Source organism: Pigmentiphaga daeguensis (assembly GCF_039523035.1).
GTDB classification, from domain to species: Bacteria; Pseudomonadota; Gammaproteobacteria; order Burkholderiales; family Burkholderiaceae_B; genus Pigmentiphaga; species Pigmentiphaga daeguensis.
In genome coordinates this window covers 1-20,495 of sequence record NZ_BAAAEN010000031.1, presented here as the reverse complement: position 1 = coordinate 20,495, position 20,495 = coordinate 1, and the positions used below count along the sequence as shown (strand labels likewise).

General features: G+C 65.5%; 21 protein-coding genes and 1 pseudogene. 13 read left to right on the top strand and 9 right to left on the bottom strand.

Annotated features, from left to right (window positions below; translation table 11 throughout):
* The first annotated feature begins 9 nt into the window (after nt 1–9).
* From ABD104_RS26465 to ABD104_RS26445, 5 genes and pseudogenes are all read left to right on the top strand, one after another.
* Nucleotides 10–679, top strand: a pseudogene (locus ABD104_RS26465) (4-carboxy-4-hydroxy-2-oxoadipate aldolase/oxaloacetate decarboxylase).
* A 119-nt stretch (nt 680–798) separates the two neighbouring features.
* Nucleotides 799–1,785, top strand: a complete 987-nt coding sequence (locus ABD104_RS26460; protein WP_343928513.1) for an ABC transporter substrate-binding protein — start codon at nt 799–801, stop codon at nt 1,783–1,785.
* 46 nt (nt 1,786–1,831) lie between these two features.
* Nucleotides 1,832–2,686, top strand: a complete 855-nt coding sequence (locus ABD104_RS26455) for an amidohydrolase family protein (RefSeq protein ID WP_130357133.1) — start codon at nt 1,832–1,834, stop codon at nt 2,684–2,686.
* A 4-nt stretch (nt 2,687–2,690) separates the two neighbouring features.
* Nucleotides 2,691–3,587, top strand: coding sequence for a substrate-binding domain-containing protein (locus tag ABD104_RS26450; RefSeq protein ID WP_343928512.1), 897 nt, complete (start codon nt 2,691–2,693; stop codon nt 3,585–3,587).
* 76 nt (nt 3,588–3,663) lie between these two features.
* Complete coding sequence (locus tag ABD104_RS26445; RefSeq protein ID WP_343928511.1) at nt 3,664–4,608, top strand: LysR substrate-binding domain-containing protein; 945 nt, start codon at nt 3,664–3,666, stop codon at nt 4,606–4,608.
* 112 nt (nt 4,609–4,720) lie between these two features.
* Here ABD104_RS26445 and ABD104_RS26440 read toward each other — a convergent pair whose 3' ends face one another.
* Genes ABD104_RS26440 through ABD104_RS26430 form a run of 3 tightly spaced genes read right to left on the bottom strand, consistent with a single transcriptional unit; the run spans nt 4,721 to nt 7,799 of the window.
* Nucleotides 4,721–5,785, bottom strand: a complete 1,065-nt coding sequence (locus ABD104_RS26440) for a mandelate racemase/muconate lactonizing enzyme family protein (RefSeq protein ID WP_343928510.1) — start codon at nt 5,783–5,785, stop codon at nt 4,721–4,723.
* A gap of 18 nt (nt 5,786–5,803) precedes the next feature.
* Nucleotides 5,804–6,856 (bottom strand): Bug family tripartite tricarboxylate transporter substrate binding protein, encoded by a 1,053-nt coding sequence (locus tag ABD104_RS26435; protein ID WP_343928509.1) that lies wholly within the window; start codon nt 6,854–6,856, stop codon nt 5,804–5,806.
* Nucleotides 6,857–6,902: 46 nt separating this feature from the next.
* Nucleotides 6,903–7,799: a TauD/TfdA dioxygenase family protein gene (locus ABD104_RS26430; protein ID WP_343928508.1), complete on the bottom strand. Its 897-nt coding sequence runs from the start codon at nt 7,797–7,799 to the stop codon at nt 6,903–6,905.
* On the opposite strand from ABD104_RS26430, the gene ABD104_RS26425 reads away from it, so the two are divergent.
* A complete protein-coding gene (locus ABD104_RS26425; RefSeq protein WP_343928507.1) occupies nt 7,798–8,814 on the top strand; it encodes a LysR family transcriptional regulator in 1,017 nt (338 codons plus the stop codon). The two genes, ABD104_RS26430 and ABD104_RS26425, sit on opposite strands and share 2 nt — an antisense overlap.
* A 17-nt stretch (nt 8,815–8,831) precedes the next feature.
* Here ABD104_RS26425 and ABD104_RS26420 read toward each other — a convergent pair whose 3' ends face one another.
* Nucleotides 8,832–10,139, bottom strand: coding sequence for a 3-deoxy-D-manno-octulosonic acid transferase (locus ABD104_RS26420; RefSeq protein ID WP_425543360.1), 1,308 nt, complete (start codon nt 10,137–10,139; stop codon nt 8,832–8,834).
* Between the two features lie 11 nt (nt 10,140–10,150).
* Nucleotides 10,151–11,095: a lipopolysaccharide heptosyltransferase I gene (gene waaC, locus ABD104_RS26415; RefSeq protein ID WP_343928534.1), complete on the bottom strand. Its 945-nt coding sequence runs from the start codon at nt 11,093–11,095 to the stop codon at nt 10,151–10,153.
* Between the two features lie 258 nt (nt 11,096–11,353).
* On the opposite strand from waaC, the gene ABD104_RS26410 reads away from it, so the two are divergent.
* From ABD104_RS26410 to ABD104_RS26385, 6 genes are all read left to right on the top strand, one after another.
* Nucleotides 11,354–11,539 carry a type II toxin-antitoxin system HicA family toxin gene (locus ABD104_RS26410; RefSeq protein ID WP_343928505.1) on the top strand — a complete coding sequence of 62 codons (186 nt, stop codon included), beginning with the start codon at nt 11,354–11,356 and terminating at the stop codon, nt 11,537–11,539.
* 16 nt (nt 11,540–11,555) lie between these two features.
* Nucleotides 11,556–11,975 carry a type II toxin-antitoxin system HicB family antitoxin gene (locus tag ABD104_RS26405; RefSeq protein WP_343928504.1) on the top strand — a complete coding sequence of 140 codons (420 nt, stop codon included), beginning with the start codon at nt 11,556–11,558 and terminating at the stop codon, nt 11,973–11,975.
* A gap of 128 nt (nt 11,976–12,103) precedes the next feature.
* Complete coding sequence (locus ABD104_RS26400; protein ID WP_343928503.1) at nt 12,104–12,787, top strand: GntR family transcriptional regulator; 684 nt, start codon at nt 12,104–12,106, stop codon at nt 12,785–12,787.
* A 164-nt stretch (nt 12,788–12,951) separates the two neighbouring features.
* Complete coding sequence (locus tag ABD104_RS26395) at nt 12,952–13,854, top strand: TauD/TfdA dioxygenase family protein (protein ID WP_343928502.1); 903 nt, start codon at nt 12,952–12,954, stop codon at nt 13,852–13,854.
* A gap of 37 nt (nt 13,855–13,891) precedes the next feature.
* Nucleotides 13,892–14,878, top strand: a complete 987-nt coding sequence (locus ABD104_RS26390) for a Bug family tripartite tricarboxylate transporter substrate binding protein (protein WP_165404521.1) — start codon at nt 13,892–13,894, stop codon at nt 14,876–14,878.
* A 31-nt stretch (nt 14,879–14,909) separates the two neighbouring features.
* Nucleotides 14,910–15,770, top strand: coding sequence for a fumarylacetoacetate hydrolase family protein (locus ABD104_RS26385; RefSeq protein ID WP_343928501.1), 861 nt, complete (start codon nt 14,910–14,912; stop codon nt 15,768–15,770).
* A 51-nt stretch (nt 15,771–15,821) separates the two neighbouring features.
* Here the strand turns inward: ABD104_RS26385 and ABD104_RS26380 are convergent, their stop codons facing one another.
* From ABD104_RS26380 to ABD104_RS26365, 4 genes are read right to left on the bottom strand one after another with little or no spacing between them, the layout of a single operon-like run.
* Nucleotides 15,822–16,208: a HepT-like ribonuclease domain-containing protein gene (locus ABD104_RS26380; RefSeq protein WP_343928500.1), complete on the bottom strand. Its 387-nt coding sequence runs from the start codon at nt 16,206–16,208 to the stop codon at nt 15,822–15,824.
* Nucleotides 16,205–16,495 carry a nucleotidyltransferase family protein gene (locus ABD104_RS26375; RefSeq protein ID WP_343928499.1) on the bottom strand — a complete coding sequence of 97 codons (291 nt, stop codon included), beginning with the start codon at nt 16,493–16,495 and terminating at the stop codon, nt 16,205–16,207. Before ABD104_RS26375 ends, ABD104_RS26380 begins: the two co-directional genes overlap by 4 nt.
* Nucleotides 16,496–16,547: 52 nt before the next feature.
* Entirely contained in the window at nt 16,548–18,143 is a 1,596-nt protein-coding gene (gene pgi / locus ABD104_RS26370; protein ID WP_343928498.1) for a glucose-6-phosphate isomerase, read from the bottom strand.
* Nucleotides 18,144–18,154: 11 nt separating this feature from the next.
* Entirely contained in the window at nt 18,155–19,543 is a 1,389-nt protein-coding gene (locus ABD104_RS26365; protein WP_343928497.1) for a phosphomannomutase/phosphoglucomutase, read from the bottom strand.
* Nucleotides 19,544–19,876: 333 nt separating this feature from the next.
* Between ABD104_RS26365 and ABD104_RS26360 the strand changes: the two genes are divergently transcribed.
* Entirely contained in the window at nt 19,877–20,428 is a 552-nt protein-coding gene (locus ABD104_RS26360; RefSeq protein WP_343928496.1) for an MraY family glycosyltransferase, read from the top strand.
* The last annotated feature ends 67 nt before the right edge of the window (nt 20,429–20,495 follow it).

Below are 20,495 nucleotides of genomic sequence, written 5' to 3'. Positions count from 1 at the left end.
GAGGGCAACATGAAGAACGTCGTCGTACGCAACATCCCGCGCGGCCCGCAGGACCTCATCGCCGAACTGGCCACGCACGGCGTGGCCACCGTGCACGAGGCCATGGGGCGCGCCGGCCTGATGGCGCCGTACCTGCGTCCCATCTACGCCGGCGCCAGCATCGCCGGAACCGCCGTGACCGCGCTGACCGCGCCGGGCGACAACTGGATGCTGCACGTGGCCATCGAACAATGCCGGCCCGGCGACATCCTGGTGGTCGGCGTCATGTGCGAGAACACCGACGGCATGATCGGCGACCTGATCTGCACCTCGCTCAAGACGCGCGGCGTCCAGGGCGTGGTCATCGACGCCGGCTGCCGCGACGTGCGCACGCTGACCGAGATGCGCTTTCCCGTCTGGTCGCGCGCCATCTCGGCGCGCGGCACGGTCAAGGCCACGCTGGGCCACGTCAACCTGCCGGTGGTGTGCGCCGGCATGAACGTGAACCCGGGCGACGCCATCGTGGCGGACGACGACGGCGTGGTGGTCGTGCCGCGCCTGGAGATCGCCCGCACGCTGGAGCTGGCGCGCCAGCGTACCGCCAAAGCGCTATCTGGCCGGCGAGCTGTCGCTGGATGTGGCCAACATGCGCCAGGGCCTGGAAGCCGCCGGTCTCCTTTACGTCTACAGCGAGATATGACCCCCCCCTACGCCCTTCGGGCGCCCCCCAGGGGGCGACGCTGGCGGACCGGCGAAGCCGGATCCGCGGCGTCCTGGGATAACTGACACACCTTCCCGCTTTCTCTCCAATCAGCAGCCATGACATCCAAGCAACCCCTGCCCCTGAAAATCGCCATCGCCACCTACGGCCACACCGCGGCGCTCAAGCGCGGCGACGTCTCCATCGACGGCGTCCAGCCGGACTTCGTCGAGATCAAGCCCATCATCGCGGCCTTCCGGCGCATGGTGCGCGACGTCGAGTTCGACGTCTGCGAAATGGCCCCCGCCACCTACATGATCGCCCGCGAGGCCGGCGCCCCGTTCAAGGCGCTGCCCGTATTCATTTTCCGCCGCTTCCACCATGCCGGCCTGGTCTACCGCGACGATGCCGGCATCCGCGAACCGCGCGACCTCGAAGGCAAGCGCGCGGGCGTGCGCGCCTACTCGGTCACCACCGGCATCTGGACGCGCGGCATCCTGACCAACGACTACGGCGTCGACAACGCGCGCATCACCTGGGTGGTGGACGACGAGGAACACGTCTCCTCGCTCCAGTTGCCGCCCAACGTCGAACAGGCCAGGGACGGCAAATCGCTGGTGGACCTGATGGCCAGCGGCTACCTCTCGGCCGCCTTCACCGACAACGCCGGCATCGGCCGCGCCGGCGCGCCGGCCGACGGCTGGCAGGCGGGCGGGCGGATCAAGCCGCCGGAATACCTCGAAATGTTCCCCGACGCCGACCGGCTCGAGGCCGAGTGGTACCGCAAGACCGGCATCTATCCCGTGCACGGCCTGATCACCGTCAAGGACGACGTGCTGGCCAAACACCCGTGGGTGGGCAAGGCCCTGTACGACGCCTTCCTGGCCTCGAAGAACATCTACCTGCGCCAGCTCGCCGCCGGCGAATCGGTGTCGGACAAGGACGAGCACTACCGCGCCATGGGCCGCATCGTGGGCGACCCCCTGCCCTACGGCATCGAGGCCAACCGGCCGTCCATCGAGGCCATGATGAATTACTGCCGCCAACAGGGCCTGCTCAAGAAGCGCTACGCCGTCGACGACATGTTCATCGACGTCGGCGCCTGACCCCGCGCGACTCCCCGACGACACCTATTTCTTGCTCGACACCGCCATGACCACACGCCTGATCGACATCCATCCGCACATCATCTCGCCCGACACCACCCGCTACCCGCTCGACCCGCTGGGCGGCGAACGTTCGGGCTGGTCCGCCACCCGGCCCGTCACCTTCGAACAATATGCCGCCGCCATGGACGCCGTCGGCATCGACAAGGCCGCCATCGTCCATTCCTCGACCACCTACGGCTTCGACAACTCCTACGTGGCCGACTCCATCGCCGCGCAGCCCAAGCGCTACGCCGGCGTCTACTCGGTCGACATGCTCGCCCCCGACGCCACGCAGAAAATCCGCTATTGGCGCGGACGCGGCCTGGCCGGCCTGCGCGTCTTCACCACCGGCAGCACCATGCCGGGCCAGGCGCCCACGCTGGAAGATCCCGCCCTGCACCCCGCCTGGAGCCTGGCGGGCGAACTGGGCATTCCCGTGTGCGTGCAGATCACCAAGGCCGCCATCCCCGCCCTGGAGAAACTCCTGACCGCCTTCCCCCAGACCCTTGCCATCGTCGACCACATGATGAAGCCGGACATCAGCAGCGGCCCGCCCTATGCCGGCGCCCAGCACCTGTTCGACCTGGCCCGCTTCAAGAACCTCTACCTCAAGCTCAGCAGCCGCAACACCGAGTCCGCGTATTCCGGCAAGGCCACCCCCGAGACCTTCTTCGGCCGCGTGGTCCGGGAATTCGGCGCCGACCGCATCGCCTGGGGCTCCAACTTCCCCGCCGCCGAGGACAGCCTGGCCGACATCGTCAAGGCGCTCAAGGACTACATCGCCTTCCTGCCCGCCGCCGACCAGCACTGGATCATGGCCGGCACCGCGCAGAAGCTCTACCCCGTGCTGAAGGACTGACCCCATGACCACCGCACACGCCACGCACGTCACGCTGAAAACCAACCTGGCCGACTCTCCCGTGGCCGCGGCGATGAAGGACGGCCGCGTCGCCTCGGACATCGTCCGGCTCGACTTCTGCGGTCCCAAGACCGCGCACGACGGCTTCAAGCCGATGATCCGCGACAACGCCTTCGACGCGGGCGAACTGGCCATCGTCACCTACCTCCAGGCCAAGGCCTACGGCAAGCCGTTCGTGATCCTGCCCGCGCCCATGGTCGGCCGCTTCCAGCACCATTGCGTCGGCTTCAACAAGGAACTCGGCCACCTCGACCCCAAGGACATCGAAGGCAAGAAGGTGGGCGTGCGCACCTATGCGCAAACCACCGGCCTGTGGGTGCGCGGCATCCTGCAGCACGAATACGGCGTCGATCCCAACAAGGTCGAGTGGTACACCGTGGACGAATCCCACCTGGCCGAATACCGCGACCCGCCCAATTGCCACATGCTGCCCAAGGGGTCGTCGATTCCCGAGATGATGCTGAACGGCGAACTGGCCGCCGCCATCCTCGGCAACGACATGCCCAAGGACCCGCGGGTGCAGACCTTGGTCCCGGAACCCATCGTGGCCGCCAAAGCCTGGTACCAGCGCGAAGGCGTCGTGCCCATCAACCACGTCTTTGCCGTCCACCAGGACGTCACCCGCAAGCATCCCGAGGCCGTGCGCGAGATCTACCGGATGATCTCGGAAAGCCGCGCGCTTGCCCCGGCCGCCGCGCTGGAGACCCTGCCGCCGCTGGGCCTGGAAGCCAACCGCAAGGGCCTGGAGATGGCCATCGAGTGGTCGTACGAACAGAAGATCATTCCACGCCGGTTCACGGTGGACGAATTGTTCGACGACGTCACCGGCGCGCTGGGTTGATGCGGCACACCGGTGCCGGTTGAGTAAAATCCCCCCGCTTGGACAACCGGCAACGGACCTTACCCCGGGGGGCGGCATGACGCAGATCGACTGGTATCTCCAGATCAACTTGAAGGCACGCCACCTCCGACTCATCACCGCGCTGTACGACCACGGCAATCTGAAGCAGGTGGCCGAAAGCTCGCACGTCACCGTGCCCGCGGTCTCCAAGGCCCTGGCCGAACTCGAGAAAGGCCTGGGCCTGGAGCTTTTCACCCGCACCGCCCAGGGCCTGCGCCCCACGGCCTACGGCGAATGCCTGGTGCGCCATGCCCGTACCCTGCTGACCGAACTGCATCAGGCGCGCGACGAACTCAACTCGCTCAGCTCGGGCGCGGTGGGCAAGATCCACATCGGCGCCTTCCCCGCCGCCACCTCCATGCTGCTTCCGCAGGCCATCGCCATCCTCAAGCAGCGCTCCCCCCACACCAACGTGCTGGTCACCGAAGGCACCGCCCAGACCCTGCTGCCCGAACTCTGGCAGGGCCGCGTCGACCTCGTGGTCGGCCGGCTGCCCTTGCGCAGCGCCGCCGACGGCTTCGAGGAAAGGGAACTGCTGGACGACCCCGTGCAGCTCATGACGCGGCACCAGCACCCGCTGGCCCGCCGCAGGCGCCTGAAATGGTCCGACCTGCAACCCTACCCGTGGATCCTGCCGCCGGCGGGCAGCATCCTGCGCGCGCCGCTGGAGCGCACGCTGGAGGAACACGGCATGACACTGCCCAACAACTACGTCGAGACCCTGTCCACGCACCTGGCGTGCGCCTACCTGCACGTCACCGACGCCATCGCCGTCATGGCCGGTGCCGTCGCGGCCGACGCGTCGGAACCGCTGGCGGTGCTGCCGCTAAGCTTCCCGCACCTGATGCGGCCGCGCGGCGTGCTATGGAATCGGAACCGAGGGCTGACGCCCGGGGCGGAGTTGATGATCGCCTGCCTGGAAGAAGCGGCGGCGGGGATGCAGCATAGAGGCGAGCCCTAAGCTCCGCTCATAGACACGTCCCCCATCGGGCAGAAAACGCTTTCCGGCCCCTGCCTTAGTGGGCCGCCTATCACCTTCCGCGCTTGCACGCCCGTACCTCTCCAAGATTTTCTTAGAACGACGCTTGCCGGACGGTGTTCCGGGCCAGCGCATCATGATCCACCTGCGGCCAATAGCCGGCGGGCAGCACGATGTCGCCGCGGTCGAAAACGAGCGGATTTTCCAGCAGACGGCTACGCGCCTTCAGAAAGCCATTCATTTCGCCCGCATTGCGGATGCCATGCACGGCCACGCACGCCTCCATCCAGCAGGCGATCTCCAGTGACACGCCATCGCCCAGCACCGGTGTCATCCCCAGATTCCGAATGCGCTCGAGCCCTGCTTGCAACTGGTCCACGCTACCGATTTTCTTGAGTTTCAACTTCACGAAACCGACATTCGGCAGCTTGGCGGCACGATCGATATCGCCGACGTCATAAATGGACTCGTCCAGCATCAGCGGCACCGTGGAGCGGGCCGCAACGGCGGCGTTCGCCTCCCAATCGTCGGCCGCGCAGGGTTGCTCGAACAATTCGATGCCGGTGGGATCCAACCGGCTGGCGAACGCAATGCCCGCGGCCAGATCGAAACCGCGATTCGCGTCCAGACGCAGGCTCGCGCGGGCGCCCACCACTGACTGGATACGCTCCACACGCGCCAGATCGTCTTGCCAGTCGAATCCGACCTTGACCTTGAGCGTCCGGAATCCCTGTCCGAGCAGCCCTTCCACTTCGTCGCGCAGGGCACCTATCTCGCTCTCCTGGCACGGCGCCAACAAAGGTACGCGGCGATCCTGCGTAGTCCTGAGCAGTGCGTTTCCACGCAGCATGTCCAGTGCACCGTAAAAGGCGCTGCGCATGCCGGGCAGCGCGATCGAACGGGAGGCGACGCGCTCGCGCGCCACCTCCACCTCGCAACCCGGCAAAAGCGGCGCGATGGCCAGCGCCGCGCGCCAGGAATCCTCGCGGGACTCGTTCGTGTACCCCACCGAAACCATACATTCGCCCCAACCCACCGACTCGCCGGACCGGATTTCGACGAGATAGGGATCGAACAAGAGCTTGGGGCCGTTCGACAGTTTGTAGGGCTGGATCAGCGGAAAAGAAATTTGACGGACGACTACGGCATCGATGGCCATGCACGCTCCCGATCGGCATCATTCATTCGGCTGAATCCCCGAAATCCGAGCGATATCCGCCCAGCGAGTGATTTCGCTTTTCAGATATTTTTCCGATGAAGCCGGCGTCGAATCCGATGTCACTTCGATGGCGAGCCCCTTCAGCTTGGTGACTGTGGCGGGGTCGGACAGGACCTTGTTGATCGCCTTGTTCAATTTGTCTACGATTCCCGCCGGCGTTCCCTTCGGGACGAACACCATGTTCCAGGTCGAAGCGTTCACACCGGAGATACCGGCCTCTTCGATGGTCGGCACGTCGGGCAGGATGGGCGAGCGATGATCCGACGCGATCGCGATGGCCTTGAGCGTACCCCCCTGCACCAACGGCATCGCCGAACTGGCCGTTTCGAACGTGTAGAGATGCCGCTTGGCGATCATGCCTTGATGAGCGGGCCCTGAACCCGTGTAGGGCACGACGAAGGCATCGATGCCGGCCTTGTGGTTGAAGAACCCGGTGACAAGGTGCGTGGCGCTGGCGTAACCGGACGTGGCATAGCTGTACTTGCCAGGTGCCGCCTTGAGCATGGACACGAGTCGCTCGACGGAATTCGGCCCATCAGGCGAAACCAGCACCAGGGCGGGACACGACCCCAGCAGCGCGACCGGTTGCAGATCCGTCAGTGCGTCATAGTTGAGCTTCTTGTAGACCGACGGCGCAACGGCGATGGACGCGGTGCCGAACAGCAGGTTGTAGCCGTCCGGCGCCGTACGCGCTGCTTGCGCTACGCCGATGTTGCCGGCTGCGCCGCCCCGATTCAGGACGACGATGGATTGCCCGAGCTCCTGTCCCAACCTCTCGGCCAGGATGCGGGCAAAGACGTCTGTCGGACCACCTGGCGCGAAGGGAACGGTCATGCTGATGGTATGCGCCGGATAGGCGTCCTGGGCACCCGCCCCCGCCGGGACGGCGCAAGCGACCAGCACGGCGCAGAACAGACGATCGGAGTTCCGGACGCCCAAACCGCTGCGCCCGCCCGTCCACCATTGCGAGCGGACGCCGGCAGGCCCCCGGCCACGGACCCGTGTAGTCATGAAATGTCTCCTTGATGTCGGCAATAGTCGTTCTTCGCACGCGGGGTCAGACAGTCTGTGCTCGCTCGCTGATCTGTGTGCGGTACATCAGGCGGCGGCTGTCGGGATCAAAGGCGTCGCGCCGATGCATGGTGCACCGGTTATCCCACAGAATGGCGTCGCCCACTTGCCAGCGCTGTGTCCAGCACAGTTCCGGGCGCGTCGCCCGCGCCCACAATTCGTCGAGCAGGGCTTCGCTTTCTTCCAACGACAGGCCAACCAGATAGGCATTGCGACGCCGCCCCAGGAAGAGGCACTTGCGCCCCGTCACCGGATGGACCGACACGACCGGATGGATCGCGCCCACGGTCTTGCGTGGATCATCCACGTCGACATAGCCCTGACGCAGTTCGCCGGTGCTGTTGCGACTGGCATCGTGCACGCACTTCAACGTCTCGATTCGCCGCTTCAGCGGTTCCGGAAGCCCGTCATATGCCTTGTACATGTTCGCGAAGCTGGTGCCGCCGCTGCCGTCGGCGGGAATCTCCAGCGAGAACAGGCAACTGGCCTTGGGCGGCTGGTCCTTATAGGTCATGTCCGAGTGCCATTCCGCTTCGCCCGCCCCCAGCCCACCAATGGGTTTGCCATCGATGACAATATTCGAGATGACATTGACCTCCAGCGGCAGATCGTTGATGCCGCCGCGGATGGCCCCTTTGACGGGCCGCTTGTCCAACGGCCCCAGGCTCCGGGAAAAAGCGATCAGTTGCTCTGTCTCCAGCCCGGCATGGCCGCGAAACCGCAAAACCAGATGATCGGCCCACGCCTGCTCGATCACAGCCAGCTCTTCGGGCGTGGGTGGACGACGCATGTCGTAGCCGACGATGTCGGCTCCCAATGCCGCCCCGACAGGCACGACGGAAACGGCAGATTGTGCGGTCCGAGAGGATGAAACGGCGCTCATGAAATTGGTCTCCGATATGGACTCGATCAACATCGTCGGAGCTATCGTAGTAAAGTGCCTTTCATTCTTGAATTTTCATTTTTCTATATACCTATTCATTCAAGTAATGAATATCACGCTCCGGCAACTCGATGCATTTCTCGCGGTCACCCGCACGCTAAGCTTCAGCAAGGCGGCCGATCTGGTGCACCTGTCGCAACCCGCGCTTAGTGCAAACATCCGGCGGCTGGAAGAGACCATCGGCGCACGCCTGTTCGACCGCGACACGCGCACGGTCGCCCTGTCGCCCATAGGGATCGAGTTCGCCGCCGTGGCTGCATCGCTGATGGAGAACGTCGATAGCGGCCTGGCGCATATCCAGCGTTTCGTCTCGGGTGAGCGCGGCACGCTTGCGCTCGCGGTAGCGCCTTCGTTGGCGGGCAGCTTCCTGCCCGCTGCGATCGCAGCATTCAGGAAAGAGCGGCCCGGCGTGGAATTGACCCTCTACGATGTCCTGGCCGACAACGCGGTGGAAATGGTGCGGAACCGCAGCGTGGATCTGGCACTGACGGCATGGCGCGACGACGCCGACGATCTCGTGCAACAGGAAGTCATGATCGACGACCTGGTGGTGTTGTGCAGCGCGTCGCATCCCCTGGCTAGCAAGCGCTCCATCGATTGGGACGACTTGCGCAACACCGGCCATATCGCCAAAAAAGGCGGCAGCGGCGTGCGCCACATCATTGACGAGGCTTACCTGCAACGCGGCGAAGTCTTTCGCCCCGCGTTCGAGGTCGACAACGTCGGCACCATGCTGGGACTGATCCTGGCGGGCCTGGGCTGCGGCGTGTTTCCGCGATCGTCCACAGTGTCTTTCAATCTGAACGGCCTGGCCGTCAAACCGTTCACCCGCGCGGTGCGGCCGCGACGACGCATCTGTACCGTCACGCTGCGAGGCCGTTCCTTGAACGCCAGTACCGCGCACTTCAGCGAACTATGTCGCAAGCACGCCGACCGCCATTCACGGCGGAGATAACCGGCCGAAACCCGCCCTCACCCCAGCCAGGGCCCCACCGCCCGCATCACCCGCTGCGTCGCGCCGGTATGCGTGGCGCTGAACCGGCCCGCGGCGGCCCGCATGCCGGCGCGGCGGTCGCTGTCGTCGATCAGTTCCAGCGCGAGCCGCCAGGCCGCCTGGGCGCTGTCCGCGCGCAATGCGGCGCCCGCTTCGATCGCATCTTCCGAGGCTTGCGCGAAATTGAAGGTATGCGGACCGACGATGACCGGAACACCGCAGGCAGCGGCTTCGATCAGGTTCTGCCCGCCCAGCGGCGCGAAGCTGCCCCCCACGATGGCCACGTCGGCGCCGGTGTAATAGAAAGGCATCTCGCCCAGGCTGTCGCCCAGCAGCACGGCGGCGTCCGGATCGATCGGACCGAACGGCATGCCGGGCATGGACGAGCGGCGCCGCATGGACAGGCCCGAGGCCAGCACCATGGCCGCCACCTCGTCGAACCGCTGGGGATGCCGGGGAATCAGCACGGCCAGCGGCGCCTGTCCGCCCTTCGTGCGGGGCATGTCGCGCAGCGCCGCCAGGATGGACTCTTCCTCGCCCTCGCGCGTGCTGGCCCAGGCGATGACCGGCCGACCCAGGCGCTGGCGCCAGGCGGCGCCAGCCTGCATCAGATCGTAGGGCAGTTGCAGGTCGAACTTCAGATTGCCCACCACCTGCGGATCGCGCGCGCCCACCTGCCGCAGCCGTTCGGCATCGGCCCGGGTTTGCGCCAGCACCGCATCCAGGCGCCCATAGGTGCGGCGCGCCAGACTGGCCACCCGCATGGTCTTGCGCGCCGACGAGGCCGACAGCCGCGCGCTGACCAGGGCGATCGGCACCGCATAGCGCCGCGCGCCCGCCACCAGGTTGGGCCAGACCTCGGTCTCGACCAGCAGGCCGCAGCGCGGCGCGAAATACCGGTAGAAGCGGTGCACGGCGCCCGGCATGTCGTAAGGCAGCCAGACCTGGCGCAACCGGCCCTGCACGATGTCCTGCTCGAACAGGCGCGCCCCTTCGGTACGGCCGGTGGCCGTCATGTGGGTCAACAGCACCGGCAGGCCACGATCCAGCAGCGCCCGGACCAGCGGCTGCGCCGCCCGCGTCTCGCCCAGGCTAACCGCATGCACCCAGACCGGCGCGGCCCGGAACCCGCCGCGCGCCGGCGCATGCCGGCCACTGCCATAGAAACCGAAGCGCTGGGCCGGGTGGACGCCATACACCGGCTCGCGCCGCGCGCGGCGCCAGATGCGCCACAACAGGAAGGGCGTGGCCAGCCGCCACAACGACGAATACACGGCCTGCAGCACCGCGCCCCGCATCAACGTACCGCTCCGGACACGGCCGCCTCGGCCGGCAGGGCCTGCCCGACGGCCGCCAGCACCTGTTCGCACGAGGGCGGCGTCCCGCGCCCGCCCAGGCTGGCCGTATAGGCCGAGCCGGTCACCGGCGCCAGCGCCGGATCGTAGTCCGCATAGATGCCGATGGTGGGCCGCCCCAGCGCACCGGCCAGATGCGTCAGCCCACTGTCCAGCCCCACCACCACCGATGCGCCCGCCAGCACGCCGGCCACCTCGGCCAGCCCCATGCGCGGCAGCGCCCGGGCACCGGGTATGCCGGAGATCAGGCGCTGCGCCCGGGCCGCCTCGTCTTCCGTGCCGGCAAACACCAGCGGCGCATGCCCCGCCACCGCCAGCCGCTCCAGCACCGTGCGCCAGGACGTCTCGGCCCACAGCTTGGTCGGCCGGCTGGCCGACGGCATGATGGCGGCATAGCGGGCAGGCAGGCCCGCGGGCGGCTCGGCGCGAATGCCGAAATCCGGCGGCCCCGCCAGCTCGTATCCCAACGAAAACGCGGCCAGTTCCCGCATGCGCACCACCGCCGACTGCTCGAACACCACCCGGTAGCGATAGCGGTAGAAAAAGGAAGCGAAAGGATCGCGCGCCGAGCGCAGGTCGCAGCCGTGCAGCGGCCCATTCGCCATGCGCGCCACCATCGCCGACTTCCAGAGCCCCTGCATGTCGATCACGGCGTCATACCGATGTTCGAGCAGCCGCTTGCGAAAGGCCGCGCGCTCGGCCTTCACCGACGCCGACCACCAGGCCTTGCGCCAACGGCGCAACGCCACGGGAATGACGGCGTTCAGCCGCGGATGCAGGGCGGGAATGGCGGCGAATGCCTCTTCGGCCACCCAGTCGATCCGCGCGTCCGGCATGTGGCGGACGATATCGGAGACGGCGGGCAGCGCATGGACGATGTCGCCCATGGACGAGGTCTTGACGAGGAGAATTCGGGGCACGGACGGAAGCCGGCGGGAAACCGGCTGCGTGGAAAGGGCGGATTTTAACCGGTGCGGGCAGGCATCAACCAGACGCGGAACTCGCATCCTGAATTTGCTCTTCGTCGTCCTGGCATGGGACATAAAACCCCCACCCGTACCCTTGTGCACCTGCGGCCCCTCGACTCACAATTGATTCAAGATTTCGCACAACATTTTTGTTGTATTCTCTCAAGATGCCCTCAAATGAAATACTCCGAATTCAGGAAATGGCTGCGAGATCAGGGCGCCGTATTTCAACGGCACCGCAGCGGCAGCAGCCACTACCGCATCACCCTGAACGGAAAGTCCACGATTTTTCCCGATCATGGAGCAAGAGAAATCGGCAAGGGGTTGGTCGAAGCCATCAAGAAGCAATTGGGACTCAAGTAATCCGCCGGAGCCTGTCATGTTGAAGTATCCCTATACGCTGATACCCGACACGAACGGAACACTTCTTGTCCAGTTTCCCGACGTACCGGAAGCCCTGACTGTCGGAGACACTCCCGAGGAAGCCCGCCTCAACGCAAAAGAAGCGCTGGAGGCTGCCCTGGAAATTTACTTCGATCAGAAACGTCCCATTCCGATGCCGTCGATCTGCCGACGCGAAGACGAATCCATCCTCCTGCCCGCGCTCGTCACCGCGAAGGTCCTCCTGGCCAATGAAATGATCGTCCAGGGAATACGCAAGACCGAACTGGCGCACAAAATGGACATGCACATGCCGCAGATAGACCGCCTTCTCGACTTGCGTCATTCGTCCAAGATAGAAACAGTGGAAGCAGCACTGCGGCAGCTCGGCCGGCGACTGGACGTGCAACTGGCCTAGCAGAAAACGAGCTCGCTCAGCATCGGCAAGCCCTCTCACACTGATTTATTGGACAATACCCCGGTGTGCAGTCCCGGAGATACGTCCGGCTGGACCGCCCCCATTTTCCCTCTCCAGCGAACTGCTTCATGGCTCTCGACTCCCTGCTGCTACGGTCTCCCCCCAATCTCACGAGCCTGCCCGAACAGGTCGCCGAAGCCATCGCCGAAGCGATCATGAAGAACGAGATCGCGCCCGGCGCCAGCCTGCGCGAAATCCCGCTGGCAAGCTACTTCGGGGTCAGCCGCAGCAGCGTGCGCGAGGCCCTGCGCATTCTCGAACGCGACGGCGTGGTGTCCATACAGCCGCGGCACGGCGCCAAGGTCACCGCGCTGAGCCACGACGAAATGGTCGAGATCTACCAGATCCGTGCCGCGCTGCTGGGCGTCGCGTGCGATCTTTTCGCCCGGTCCCGCACCGAGGCCCACCTGCGCCGCCTGGACGATACGCTGGCCCGCATGGCCACGCTCGAAGGCACCGACGAACAGGCGCGCGCGCTGGAGCATGCCGCGCTGTCCGCCAGCATGGCCCAGTTGATCTGCGCACACTGCGGCAACAGGAAACTGGCCAGCATGCTGAACCAGATGTCGCTGCAGATCGCCCGCTACACTAACCTCGGCCTGTCCGCCGCCACTCGTCGCGAACAGTCGCTGGACAACTGGCGCAGGCTGCTCGATGCGCTGCGCAGGCAGGACCATGCCGGCGCCAATCTTTGCGGCCAAAAACTGGTCCAGGACAACCTGGCCTATGCGTTGAGCGTGCTCGCCGCCTGACAGCGCCGCACGTCGGGCTCATTGTCGACAAAGCAACACAATAAATCGGAATGCATCTTCGAATTCATCCTGATGCGCATTTGATCCCTTAATTTTCAGTGAAAACCCCTAGATTGACATCACGGCCATTTATTGTCGACAATCAAACAAAACGAGGAGACATGATGGACGAGACGAATTTCGCAGACAGCTATCGCACCGCCAGCGGCCTTACCGTCCGCAAGCTCACCGAGCACATCGGCGCCCAGATCGTGGGCGCCGATCTGTCCCGGCCGATCCCCGCAGACGCCGTCGCGGACATCCGCAGCGCCTGGGAACGGCACGGCGTGGTGATCTTCCGGGACCAGGACCTGCCCGCCGCCGCCCACCGCGACTTCAGCGCGCACTTCGGTCCGCTGATCGGCCACGTGGTCAATCGCTTCAACATGGCCGATTGCCCGGAAGTCACCATTCTTTCCAACATCACCAACGAGAAAGGGGAAAAGATCGGCGCCGACCGCGCGGGCATGCTCTGGCATTCCGACATGTCGTTCCTGCCCCGTCCGAGCATGGGCTCGCTGCTGTACGGGGTCGAATGCCCGCCGCAAGGCGCGGATACGGAGTTCGCCAGCATGTTCGCCGCCTACGACGCGCTTCCCGCCGAAGAACGGCAGCGCCTGGCCGGCCTGCGCGGCATCCACGACTATCCGTGGCACTACCGCACCTACCTGAGCCACCGCCAGCCGCTCACGCCGGAAGAAGAAGCCAAGACGCCGCCCGTCGCGCATCCGCTGGTGCGCACCCATCCCTCCACGGGGCGGCAGGCGCTGTACGTCGGCGAAGGCCTGACCCGCAGCATCGAAGGCATGGACGACGATGCCGGCCGGCGCCTGGTCGTGGAACTGAGCGACTTCGCGACCCAACCCGCCTTCGTCTATCGCCACAAATGGCAGCCGGGCGATCTCGTCTTCTGGGACAACCGGTCGACCATGCACCGGGCCACCGACTTCGACAATACCTACCGCCGGCTGATGCGGCGCACGACGATCCAGGGCGATGCGCCGTTCTATCGCCCTGCCGGGCATTGACGCGGACCGCGCCGCAACCTCCAAGGAAACCGCCATCATGAAACGCCGAACTCTTCTCGGGCTGACGGCTGCCGCGGCCATCGCCCCCGTCATGCAGGCCGCGCAGGCCAAGGAAGACAGCTGGCCCAATCGGCCGGTACGCATGATCGTCCCCTTCCCCGCCGGCGGGGCGACCGACATCATCGCCCGCATCCTGGCCGACAAGCTGTCCGCGTCGCTGGGCCAGAGCTTCATCGTCGACAACCGGGCCGGCGCCTCGGGCATCATCGGCCAGGAAGCCGCCGCCCGGGCCCCCGCGGACGGCTATACCCTGCTTCTGACCGGCAACGGCCCGCATGCGGTCAACATCAGCCTGTTCGAACGCATGCCCTACGATCCGCTGAAGGATTTCACGCAGATCTCGCTCACGTCCATCCTGCCGCTGGTACTGAACGTGCATCCCTCGGTCCCGGCCAAGACCCTGGCGGAATTCATTCGATGGGTGAAGGCCAACCCGGGCAAGCTGAACTACGCCTCGCCCGGCGTGGGCTCCCCGCCGAACCTGACGATGGAACTGCTCAAGAGCCAGCAGGGACTCGACATCGTGCACGTGCCGTACAAAGGCAGCAGCCTGGCCTTGGCCGACCTGATCAGCGGACAGGTCTCCGTGATGTTCGACAATGCGCTCGCCTCCTACCAGCACATCAAAAGCGGCAAGGTGCGCGCGCTTGCGATCGGCGCCGACCAGCGGCTGTCTTCGCTGCCCGACGTCCCCACCTTCGTCGAATCGGGCATGGCCGGCTTCGAGGCCTACACCTGGACGGCGCTGGTAGGCCCCGCCGGCCTGCCGCGCGCCATCGTCGATCGCCTCGCCCGCGAAACCGCGCTTGCCCTGTCGGATACGGCCGTCAAGGAAAAGCTGAATGCGCAAGGCGCCATCGCCGCCAGTTCCACGCCACAGGAACTGGAAGACAAGACGCGCCAGGAAATCCGCAAATGGGCCGGCGTCATCGAACAGGCCCACATTCCGCGCGTCGCGCTTTGACCGCGCCGGCGCAACCCATCATCCATCACCCATGAAACTTCTACGCCATGGCCCCAAGGGCCGCGAAAAACCCGGCCTCGTGGATGCGCGCGGCACGATGCGCGACCTGTCCTCGCATCTGGACGACATCACCAACGCCACCCTGTCTCCCGCCGAGCTCGGCCGCCTGCGCGCGCTGGACACCGAGCACCTGCCCATCGTCCCGGCCGGAACGCGCCTGGGCGCGCCCTACCGCGGCACGGGGAAATTCATCTGCGTCGGACTGAACTACAGCGATCACGCGGCCGAGTCCAACCAGCCCGTCCCCCAGGAACCGGTGCTGTTCGCCAAATGGAATAGCTGCATCCAGGGTCCCGACGACCCCATCGTCATGCCGCGCGACTCCACCAAGACCGATTGGGAAATCGAACTGGGCATCGTCATCGGCACGCGCGCCCGCTACGTCGACCCCGCGGATGCCCGCCGGCATATCGCAGGCTTCTGCGTCATCAACGACGTCTCGGAACGCGAGTACCAGCTCGAGCGCTGCGGCCAATGGGACAAAGGCAAGGGCTGCGACACCTTCGGCCCGATCGGCCCGTGGCTGGTGACGGCCGATGAAGTGCCGAACCCGCAGGACCTGCGCCTATGGCTGGACGTGAACGGCAAACGCCGCCAGGACGGCAGCACGCGCAACATGGTCTTCGGCGTGGACTTCCTGGTCAGCTACATCAGCCGCTTCACCACGCTCGAACCCGGCGACCTGATCGCCACCGGCACCCCGCCCGGCGTCGGGCTGGGACAAAAGCCCCCGGTCTACCTCAAGGCGGGCGACGTCGTCACGCTGGGCATTCCCGGCCTGGGCGAGCAGCGCCAGGTCGTCCACGCCTGGGACCCCGCGCTGCTGGATTGAGAGGAAAGAGCGGGCTTTAACTGGTAAGAAGGACCCGATCCACCTGGGCCGTCATGGCCCCATTCCTTCAATGTCCCGGCCAAGGATACTGGTCAAGGCCTCGCGAATTTGAACGAGCAACCCTGGAAGACTGCGCTGGATCGTCTTCCAGACAATCTCAAAATCGACCTTGAAATAGCCATGAGCAAGAGCGTTGCGCATCTGGTAGGCAAACGATAAAGGCAATTCCGGATGCGCCGTTGCAAATTCGGGATAGCGTTTTTCGATGTTGTTACTGGCCTCGCCGATAATCTCGAAATTGCGAATCACCGCATCCTGCACGAGTTTGTCGCGCAGAAACGCACCCTCGTCCATGCCGCCGGTGTAGCAGTTGATCCGTTCGATGGCTTCTACGATATGCGTGAGATAGTCGACCAAGCGTTGCTGGTCACGAGTCATACCGGGCGAGCCTCCGCGAGCACCTTGGCCCGGAAACGATCCGGCAGCGCGTTGGGAGTGAGAACATCCACTGGCACACCCAACAGCTTGCCCAGCTCGTGTCGGATCGCACCGATATCAAATAGGGTCGTCTCCGGCGTCGGATCGATAAGGATGTCCAGATCGCTGCTAGCCGTATCCTTCCCGCGCAGTACGGAGCCGAATACACGAGCATTGCGGGCGCGATGAGACTCGACCACACGCCGGATCGCGGCGCGGTTCAAGGCCAAGGCTTCGGAGGGTTTCATACGCTCTCTCGCAACACAATGGTTTCACGATAGCCGAAAGCGAGCGCCTTGCCTACATCCCGCCATTGCCCCACTGCGCCACCCAGTACGCGGTGGACGCATCGTGGCCGCCGGCCGGCGCCTTGCCGGCCAGTTCCCGGGCGATGCCCGAGGCCAGGACCTTGCCGTATTCGACGCCCCACTGATCGTAGGGGTTGATGCCCCACACCAGCCCCTGCACGAACACCTTGTGCTCGTACAGCGCCAGCAGCGCCCCCAGCGCATGCGCGCTCAGGCGCGGCAGCACGATCAGCGTAGACGGCCGGCCGCCGGGATGCATCTTGTGGCGCGCCAGCCAGGCCGCGCGCGCCGGGTCGCTTTCCTCGGGCGCCAGTTCCGCCTCGAGCACGGACGCCGATTTGCCGCGCAACAGCGCCTCGCGCTGGGCCAGGCAATTGGCCACCAGCAGCCGATGGTGCTCCGGATAGGGATGATCCGCCTCGCGGCAGATGATGAAATCCACCGGGGCGCCTTCCGGCCCCTGGTGCAGCCATTGAAAGAACGTGTGCTGGCCATCGGTGCCCGGCATGCCCCAGACCACGGGCCCAGTCGGCACCGTGACCGGCCGCCCCTCGAGGTCGACCGACTTGCCCAGGGACTCCATCTCCAGCTGCTGCAGATAGGGCACGAGATGGACCAGCCGCGCGTCGTAGGGCGCGATGTTCAGCGACGCATAGCCGAACGCGTTGCGGTTGGCCAATCCAGCCAATGCCAATTGCACCGGCCCATTCGCGGCCAGCGGCGCCGTGGCGAAATGCACGTCCATCGCCGCCGCGCCCTGCAGCAGCCCGTCCAGCGCCTCGGCGCCCAAGGCCAGCGCGATCGGCAGCCCGATGGCCGACCAGACCGAATAGCGGCCCCCGGCCCAGTCCCAGAACGTGAAGGTGCGCTCGGGCGCCACGCCCATGTCCCGCGCCGCGTCGGGATTGGCCGTCACGGCCACCACCTGCTCCCACGGATCGGCGATGCCGGCCTCGCGCAGCCAGCGCAGCGCACAGTCGGCGTTGTGCAGTGTTTCGGTCGTGTTGAACGACTTGGACGACACCACCACCAGCGTGCGCCTGGGGTCCAGCCCGATCAGGCCCGCCTCGATGGCATGGCCATCGATATTGGACACGAAGCGCATCTGCCTGCGCGTACCCGCGTAGCCCAGCGCGGCCACCACCAGCTTGGGGCCCCAGTCGCTGCCGCCGATGCCGATGTGCACCACGCTGTCAAAGCGCCCTTCCGCGTCCACGTGGCGCACGAAGGCGCGCACGCGGTCGCGCTCGGCCAGCACCCGGCCCGCCACGCGCCCGGGCGGCTCTTCCGCCCGCAGCGCGGTGTGCCAGGCCGCGCGATTTTCCGTGCAATTGGCGATACCGCCTTCCAGCAGCCGCGCGCGCGCAGCCTCGAAGTCGCGGGCGGCCAGCAGCGCTGCGCCGGCCGCCGCCAGTTCGTCGGACTGCGCCTGGGTGCTCAGGTCCACCGACAGACCGGCCGCCTCCACCACCCGCAGCGTGCCCGCCCGGCGATCCGCCCGATGGGCGGCCTCGACGAAGGCGCGCCATTCGGCCGTCTCGGCCAACGGCGCAACGGACGCCAGATCGGCGGGAGCCCCTTCCTGCATGGCCTCCCTCCTTAGAACGGCAGCTTGGCGTCGGGGGCGACGCGCAGCAACTGCGTACGGAAATCCTGCTGGATGCGGGCCAGCGCGGTATCGTCATCCGCCTCGAAACGCACCACCACCACGGGCGTCGTGTTCGAAGGACGGGCCAGCCCGAAGCCATCCGCGTATTCCACCCGCACGCCGTCGATGGTGATGACCTCGCGCGCGCCGGTGAACTGCCCCTGCTGCTGCAGGCGCTTGACCACCTCGAACTGCTCGCCCTCGGCGGTCTCCATCTTCAGTTCGGGCGTGGACTTGGCCTGCGGCAAGGCTTCCAGCACGGCCGACGGATTGTCCGAGCGGGACACGATCTCCAACAACCGCGCGCCGGTATACAGGCCGTCATCGAAACCGTACCAGCGCTCCTTGAAGAAGATATGCCCGCTCATCTCGCCCGCCAGCGGCGCGCCGGTTTCCTTGAGCTTGGCCTTGACCAGCGAATGCCCGGTCTTCCACATCAGCGGCTTGCCGCCCGCGGCCTTCACTTCCCGCGCCACGTAGCGGCTGCACTTCACGTCATAGATGATCTCGGCGCCCGGATTGCGCGACAGCACGTCGCGCGCGAACAGGATCAACTGCCGGTCGGGCCAGATGATCTGCCCCGACTTCGTCACCACGCCCAGGCGGTCGCCATCGCCGTCGAAGGCCAGGCCGATCTCGCAATCGGTCTCGGCCAGGCAGCGGACCAGGTCTTCCAGGTTGTGCGGATCGGCCGGATCCGGGTGGTGATTGGGGAAGGTACCGTCCACGTCGCAGTACAGCTCCACCACCTCGCAGCCCAGCGCCTTGAACAACTGCACCGCCACCGGACCGGCCACGCCGTTGCCCGCATCCACCGCGATCTTCATCTTGCGGGCCAGCTTCACGTCGCCCACGATGCGCTGCAGGTATTCCGGCACCGCGTCCCATTCCTTGCGGGAACCCGGCGTGGCGGCGTCGCCGCCGGCATTCTGCACCATGGGCTCGCGCAGCGCGGTAATGGCATCGCCGTACAGCGTCGTGCCGCCCAGCATCATCTTGAACCCGTTGTACTGCGGCGGGTTGTGGCTGCCGGTAATCGCCACGCCCGACCCGGTGCCGCTGACGTTGGCCGCGTAATAGACCAGCGGCGTCGGCACCATGCCCACGTCCAGCACGTCGATGCCGCCGGCCATCAGCCCGGCCTGCAAGGCCCGCGACAGATCCGGTCCGCTCAGGCGCCCGTCGCGGCCGACCACCACCTGCCGCACGCCGGCCCGCTGCGCTTCCAGCGCCAGCGCCGCGCCCAGGCGACGCGCGAACTCCGGACTGAGCGGAGACGGGACCACGCCGCGGATGTCATAGGCCTTGAAGGCGCTTTCAGCAAGATTGACGGTTTCCATAATTCCATCGGCCCGGTCGAGCCTTTGTTGCTCCAAATACGTGGCATTGCTTCGCGTAACGCTGCCGATACGGCCGCGCCGCCCCAGTCCCATCCCCGGCATCGATTTTTTTGTGCGCGGGGTTCAGAAATTCAAAAAACAGCCGTTATTATCCTATGAGCCATACGTGTATCGATTGCAGCAAGAAATAATTTGTTTCAAAATCCCACATTGCTAGATACGATGCAGCTTCTTGCACATATCCACACATGAAAAACGTTTGACCCGCTACGCTGACATACACATTTCAGCCGGCCTCAACACAACTCGGCCCCAACCCCATTCCGGATTGGCATGCTTACCACCTCTCTCAGCTTTGCCATAGCCTTCATTAGCGCGATGCTCATTGTCCGCTATGCGTCCAACCTACAGGCAAGTGCAGACTCGGATTTGCAAGGCGTACAAAAATTTCATACGCAGCCGGTCCCGCGCATTGGCGGCCTTGCCATTGCCGCAGCGTTGGGACTCACATCCATTGATCTATGCCGGCGCGCGCCTGAGTTCGGCCAACCAATCGGACTGCTGGCGCTTTGCGCCGCGCCGGTATTCGCGATGGGCCTGATGGAGGACCTGACCAAAAGTATCAAACCCGGCATTAGGCTGGCCAGCAGCTTCGTATCGGCGGTGCTCGGGTCTGTGCTGTTGAATGCAACAGTCACTCGCTTGGACATTCCGTCTCTGGACTTCTTGCTGCAAATCCCCATTGCACCCATTGTGGTAACCGCGCTCTGCGTCGGCGCCCTTGTCAATGCCGTCAACATCATCGATGGGTTCAATGGCCTGGCCCCCTTTTCCTCCATCGTTATGTTCGGGTCGCTAGGTGTCGCATCCCTGACGATTATATAGACTCCCGCCGCTACCCCCTGTTCATGGCTCGTGCCGTTTTGCAAGCCCTGATTGAGGAACATGAGCA

Excerpts from the sequence above, each read along its gene's own strand:
- ABD104_RS26455 (WP_130357133.1), top strand. The coding sequence starts at position 1,832 with ATGACCACACGCCTGATCGACATCCATCCGCACATCATCTCGCCCGAC.
- ABD104_RS26385 (WP_343928501.1), top strand. The coding sequence starts at position 14,910 with ATGAAACTTCTACGCCATGGCCCCAAGGGCCGCGAAAAACCCGGCCTC.
- ABD104_RS26450 (WP_343928512.1), top strand. The coding sequence starts at position 2,691 with ATGACCACCGCACACGCCACGCACGTCACGCTGAAAACCAACCTGGCC.
- ABD104_RS26425 (WP_343928507.1), top strand. The coding sequence starts at position 7,798 with ATGAAATTGGTCTCCGATATGGACTCGATCAACATCGTCGGAGCTATC.
- ABD104_RS26375 (WP_343928499.1), bottom strand. The coding sequence starts at position 16,495 with ATGAAACCCTCCGAAGCCTTGGCCTTGAACCGCGCCGCGATCCGGCGT.
- ABD104_RS26360 (WP_343928496.1), top strand. The coding sequence starts at position 19,877 with ATGCTTACCACCTCTCTCAGCTTTGCCATAGCCTTCATTAGCGCGATG.
- ABD104_RS26440 (WP_343928510.1), bottom strand. The coding sequence starts at position 5,785 with ATGGCCATCGATGCCGTAGTCGTCCGTCAAATTTCTTTTCCGCTGATC.
- ABD104_RS26405 (WP_343928504.1), top strand. The coding sequence starts at position 11,556 with ATGTTGAAGTATCCCTATACGCTGATACCCGACACGAACGGAACACTT.
- ABD104_RS26400 (WP_343928503.1), top strand. The coding sequence starts at position 12,104 with ATGGCTCTCGACTCCCTGCTGCTACGGTCTCCCCCCAATCTCACGAGC.
- ABD104_RS26460 (WP_343928513.1), top strand. The coding sequence starts at position 799 with ATGACATCCAAGCAACCCCTGCCCCTGAAAATCGCCATCGCCACCTAC.
- ABD104_RS26435 (WP_343928509.1), bottom strand. The coding sequence starts at position 6,856 with ATGACTACACGGGTCCGTGGCCGGGGGCCTGCCGGCGTCCGCTCGCAA.
- ABD104_RS26430 (WP_343928508.1), bottom strand. The coding sequence starts at position 7,799 with ATGAGCGCCGTTTCATCCTCTCGGACCGCACAATCTGCCGTTTCCGTC.
- ABD104_RS26390 (WP_165404521.1), top strand. The coding sequence starts at position 13,892 with ATGAAACGCCGAACTCTTCTCGGGCTGACGGCTGCCGCGGCCATCGCC.
- ABD104_RS26410 (WP_343928505.1), top strand. The coding sequence starts at position 11,354 with ATGAAATACTCCGAATTCAGGAAATGGCTGCGAGATCAGGGCGCCGTA.
- ABD104_RS26445 (WP_343928511.1), top strand. The coding sequence starts at position 3,664 with ATGACGCAGATCGACTGGTATCTCCAGATCAACTTGAAGGCACGCCAC.
- pgi (WP_343928498.1), bottom strand. The coding sequence starts at position 18,143 with ATGCAGGAAGGGGCTCCCGCCGATCTGGCGTCCGTTGCGCCGTTGGCC.
- ABD104_RS26365 (WP_343928497.1), bottom strand. The coding sequence starts at position 19,543 with ATGGAAACCGTCAATCTTGCTGAAAGCGCCTTCAAGGCCTATGACATC.
- ABD104_RS26395 (WP_343928502.1), top strand. The coding sequence starts at position 12,952 with ATGGACGAGACGAATTTCGCAGACAGCTATCGCACCGCCAGCGGCCTT.
- ABD104_RS26380 (WP_343928500.1), bottom strand. The coding sequence starts at position 16,208 with ATGACTCGTGACCAGCAACGCTTGGTCGACTATCTCACGCATATCGTA.
- waaC (WP_343928534.1), bottom strand. The coding sequence starts at position 11,095 with ATGGGCGACATCGTCCATGCGCTGCCCGCCGTCTCCGATATCGTCCGC.